6 protein-coding genes are annotated in these 3431 nt (G+C 47.8%); 3 read left to right on the top strand and 3 right to left on the bottom strand.

From position 1 onward, the window contains the following. From cobT to RMO35_RS15260, 3 genes are all read left to right on the top strand, one after another. On the top strand, positions 1-709 hold a 709-nt coding region (gene cobT, locus RMO35_RS15270; protein ID WP_309742182.1), incomplete at its 5' end, for a nicotinate mononucleotide-dependent phosphoribosyltransferase CobT. 90 nt (positions 710-799) lie between these two features. Then, complete coding sequence (locus tag RMO35_RS15265) at positions 800-1525, top strand: phosphoadenylyl-sulfate reductase (RefSeq protein ID WP_309742181.1); 726 nt, start codon at positions 800-802, stop codon at positions 1523-1525. A 384-nt stretch (positions 1526-1909) separates the two neighbouring features. Beyond that, positions 1910-2080 (top strand): hypothetical protein, encoded by a 171-nt coding sequence (locus RMO35_RS15260; RefSeq protein WP_309742180.1) that lies wholly within the window; start codon positions 1910-1912, stop codon positions 2078-2080. A gap of 273 nt (positions 2081-2353) precedes the next feature. Here the strand turns inward: RMO35_RS15260 and RMO35_RS15255 are convergent, their stop codons facing one another. The 3 genes from RMO35_RS15255 to cas12k all read right to left on the bottom strand — a co-directional run. Then, positions 2354-2503: a hypothetical protein gene (locus RMO35_RS15255; RefSeq protein WP_309742179.1), complete on the bottom strand. Its 150-nt coding sequence runs from the start codon at positions 2501-2503 to the stop codon at positions 2354-2356. Positions 2504-2668: 165 nt separating this feature from the next. Continuing rightward, complete coding sequence (locus RMO35_RS25385) at positions 2669-2989, bottom strand: hypothetical protein (RefSeq protein ID WP_396135678.1); 321 nt, start codon at positions 2987-2989, stop codon at positions 2669-2671. Between the two features lie 8 nt (positions 2990-2997). Beyond that, the coding region (gene cas12k / locus RMO35_RS15245) for a type V CRISPR-associated protein Cas12k (protein WP_309742177.1) at positions 2998-3431 on the bottom strand (434 nt) is incomplete at its 5' end.

The following is a 3431-nucleotide window of genomic DNA, read 5'->3' as shown; positions in this document are numbered from 1 at the left end:
GCTAGCGACTGTCCGCAAGCTCTATCAACAAGGGCTGCTCTGGGGTGAAAAATTAGCGGCAATCGTGGGTACCGATAGCTATGTAGTTCTGGGTGAGTGTGTCGTCGGGGGCACGACGACTGCATTAAGTCTCCTAGCAGGTTTGGGTATCGATGCTGTCGGTAAAGTTAATAGCTCCCACCCCGTCTGCAATCATCAGCAAAAAGCCGAAATTGTCGCTCGCGGATTGGCGGGTTTAAAGTTACCGCTTTCGCCTTGGGAACTAGTCGCAGCCATCGGCGATCCGATGCAAATCGCTGTTGCTGGCATGGCGATCGCGGCGAGTCGCAGTTGTGGTGTTTTACTCGCTGGAGGCACGCAAATGCTGGCTGTAGCCGCTCTAATTCAAGCGATCGGGATCGACCTCGATTTGGAGATTAACACCAGTCAGATCGTCGTCGGGACGACTGATTGGGTGGCAAACGATCGCTCTGGCGATACTGTCGCATTAGCACGATTGATTCCCCAGATCCCACTGCTCTCCACTAAACTCAGTTTTGCCAACTCCCACTATCCCCAACTCCAAGTTTACCAGCAGGGATTTGTTAAAGAAGGGGTCGGTGCGGGCGGACTGGCGATCGCGGCTAGTCTTTATCGAGATTGGGGACAGGTACAAATGCTAGACTCGATCGAGCAATTATTAGCCGCCAGTCTCTCGGTTAAGCAGTAAGCAAAAGTTACCCCTTACCCCCTCCCACCCCTTCTCTAGTAAAATAACCTCAGCAGACCGCTCCTTAATTTTTCCAGATCGCATAGCACCATGAGCCAGACGACCGCAGCACTTGACTTTCCGACCCTTAATGCCGAACTAAGCCAGCAGACTCCTCAAGCCATCATCAAACGCGCCTTGAGCCTGTTCGATAATATTTCCATCTCTTTTAGTGGCGCTGAGGATGTGGTCTTAATCGATATGGCATATAAGATTAATCCCAACGTCAGAGTATTTAGCCTCGATACTGGGCGTCTCCATCCGGAAACTTACCAATTTATCGATCGAGTCAGAAAGCACTATGGTATCGCGATCGATGTCGTGTACCCAGAAGCAGCACCCGTCGAAGCGATGGTGAAGGCTAAAGGTTTATTTAGCTTCTATGAAGATGGACACCAAGAATGCTGTGGAGTGCGAAAAGTGGCTCCCCTGCGACGTAAGTTAGCGACCCTCGATGCCTGGATTACCGGACAGCGCAAGGATCAAAGTCCTTCGACTCGCGCAGAGGTACCCGCGATCCAAGCTGATGGTGCTTTCTCGACTCCAGAACATCCCCTAGTCAAGTTCAATCCATTGGCTAATTGGTCGTCTGCGGATGTCTGGAATTACATTCGCGCACTAGAAGTACCTTACAACGCTCTCCACGAACGCGGCTTTATTAGTATCGGTTGCGAACCCTGCACCAAGCCGACACTACCTCAGCAGCACGAACGCGAAGGTCGCTGGTGGTGGGAAGAAGCTACGCAAAAAGAATGCGGTCTGCACGCTCCTAAGTAGCTTGTTGTACATTCGCACATTAAATGTCGCTATTTGCAAATTAGTGTCGTTTTTCGCAAGATAATGTCGCAAAACACCTAAGCAGACATATTTTTTCGTAAATTCGCAATTTAATGTCGCTAATTTGTGAATTAGATCCCGTTCGCAAATTAGTGTCGTTTTCGCTATGCGACAATAATGTTCTTGTAATCTTCCATTGCCAAAGTCTTCATCATTGAAAGCTATTATTAACAATCGGAAATTGAGCATCTGCGTAGCCTCTTCCCACCTTTCAATCCACCAATTTTTGCGATCGCAAACAACAGTCTTTTGGAGTCGCTTCCTCCCACCTTTCAATCCGCTCATTTAGTAGAAAATAATTGCAATCATTACAAGAGAAATAGATTGCAGTCATCAAAACCGATCTTTCAACCCACCCATCTCTGGGAAGGCGATAGCAACGAGAGCGATCGCTCTGGGGAGATAATCTTTGCGGTCTTTCAACCCACCCATCTCTGGGAAGGCGATAGCAACTCCCGGAGCCAAAACCCTTGTCTGGAAAGCTTTTCAAACTAGTTTTTGGCAAAGCTGCTAAAAACATGTCTTATGGACTCATCAGGAGGACTGCCTTGGTAATTTCAAACTAGTGAAAGTATTGCTAGCAGAGAGATTCTGGATTTTGGCAAACCTCTAGGGGTTTTTGACCTCACTATTAGGTTTGCCAATAAAAATTATGGCGGATTCCTCCTCGATCGGAGGCGATTCAGTAACTGCCACTCCGGTCACACCATCTACTTCAATAAAATGAAGACATAATGCACCCGTACTTTCACAAAATGAAAGCTTTACCTACTTCTGCTGGGGGCGCACCTGCGCTACTTTAGAGAAAGAGAATTTCATCAATGCAGCATCCCATCCCCACACAAATCTCCCAATGAGATAGGTACCAGGATGGCAGTCAGTAAGCGGACAGTTGCCAGGGCCGGAAAGTACAGTCATCTACGATGACCAAACAGACCCACATTTTTCACGGTTCATTGGCTCAGAAAGCTTAAACTGCGGCGCGGTTAAACTATGTATTAACTTGTCTAGGTGCGGATGTACTGTAAAAACCATCTCGTTTTGAGGAGACTGGCATTTGCCAAGGCAGACGCGAACGCGAGACTAAGCTGACGATCGAGAGTGATAAGTTGCGGCGATATCCTTCGCTTGTTCTTGAGGACTAGCCCTGGCTGGCTGAAATCCTGACTCAACCGCGACCCCAAGTTGCTGGGCTTTTGAACGAATAGTTTCAATCAGTCTGTTGTAGCTCCAGCGAGAGATGGTCATCTGGTAATCTTTTACATACTTTTTTTGAGCCTCAACTGAACCAGGACATCTCTGTTCTGCTCTAGCGGTAATCTCACTGGCGAGTACCGTTCTAACATGTGTCAGAGTAGGGATTACGATGCTGTCAGCTCGATATTGTTGTGCGAGTTTAACGATCTCATTTGCTAGTAGACGATCGACATATTCTCCCAGATCTGAAGATTAGCATTGGGAGCCGATTGGGTCGATTGCTCTGTATTCAGTTCGCTGAGAATATCTTGCGCCCGTCGTTTGATAACATCAAGGCTAGAGCCGCTGAGTTCGATCGATTCACGATCGCTTTTGACTACATCCAACCAACGTTGCTTTCCGTCTATGCGGCGGCGGAGATTTTGCTGGATAGCCAGCCATGATTCATAGGTATACAGCACCATCAAGATAGCAGAGGCATAGAAACGCCCAGGTTGCCCAGGATAAATTTCTCTGAGCGGCGTACAAAGATCCATAACTGCCTTCTTCGGGATAGAACCTCTACGTTGCCAGATCCCAAAATCAGAATGTTGACTTACTCGCTTTATCAATTCGCAAATCAGAGGAGTATTACGCTCTGCCATCAAAT

It is taken from the genome of Chamaesiphon sp. OTE_20_metabat_361 (assembly GCF_031364565.1).
Note: the sequence above shows the minus strand (reverse complement) of the source record. Positions and strands in the feature narration are given on the sequence as shown.

Bases quoted from the DNA above. Each gene is read 5' to 3' on its own strand.
- RMO35_RS15255 (WP_309742179.1), bottom strand. From the start codon at position 2,503: ATGACTGTACTTTCCGGCCCTGGCAACTGTCCGCTTACTGACTGCCAT.
- RMO35_RS15265 (WP_309742181.1), top strand. From the start codon at position 800: ATGAGCCAGACGACCGCAGCACTTGACTTTCCGACCCTTAATGCCGAA.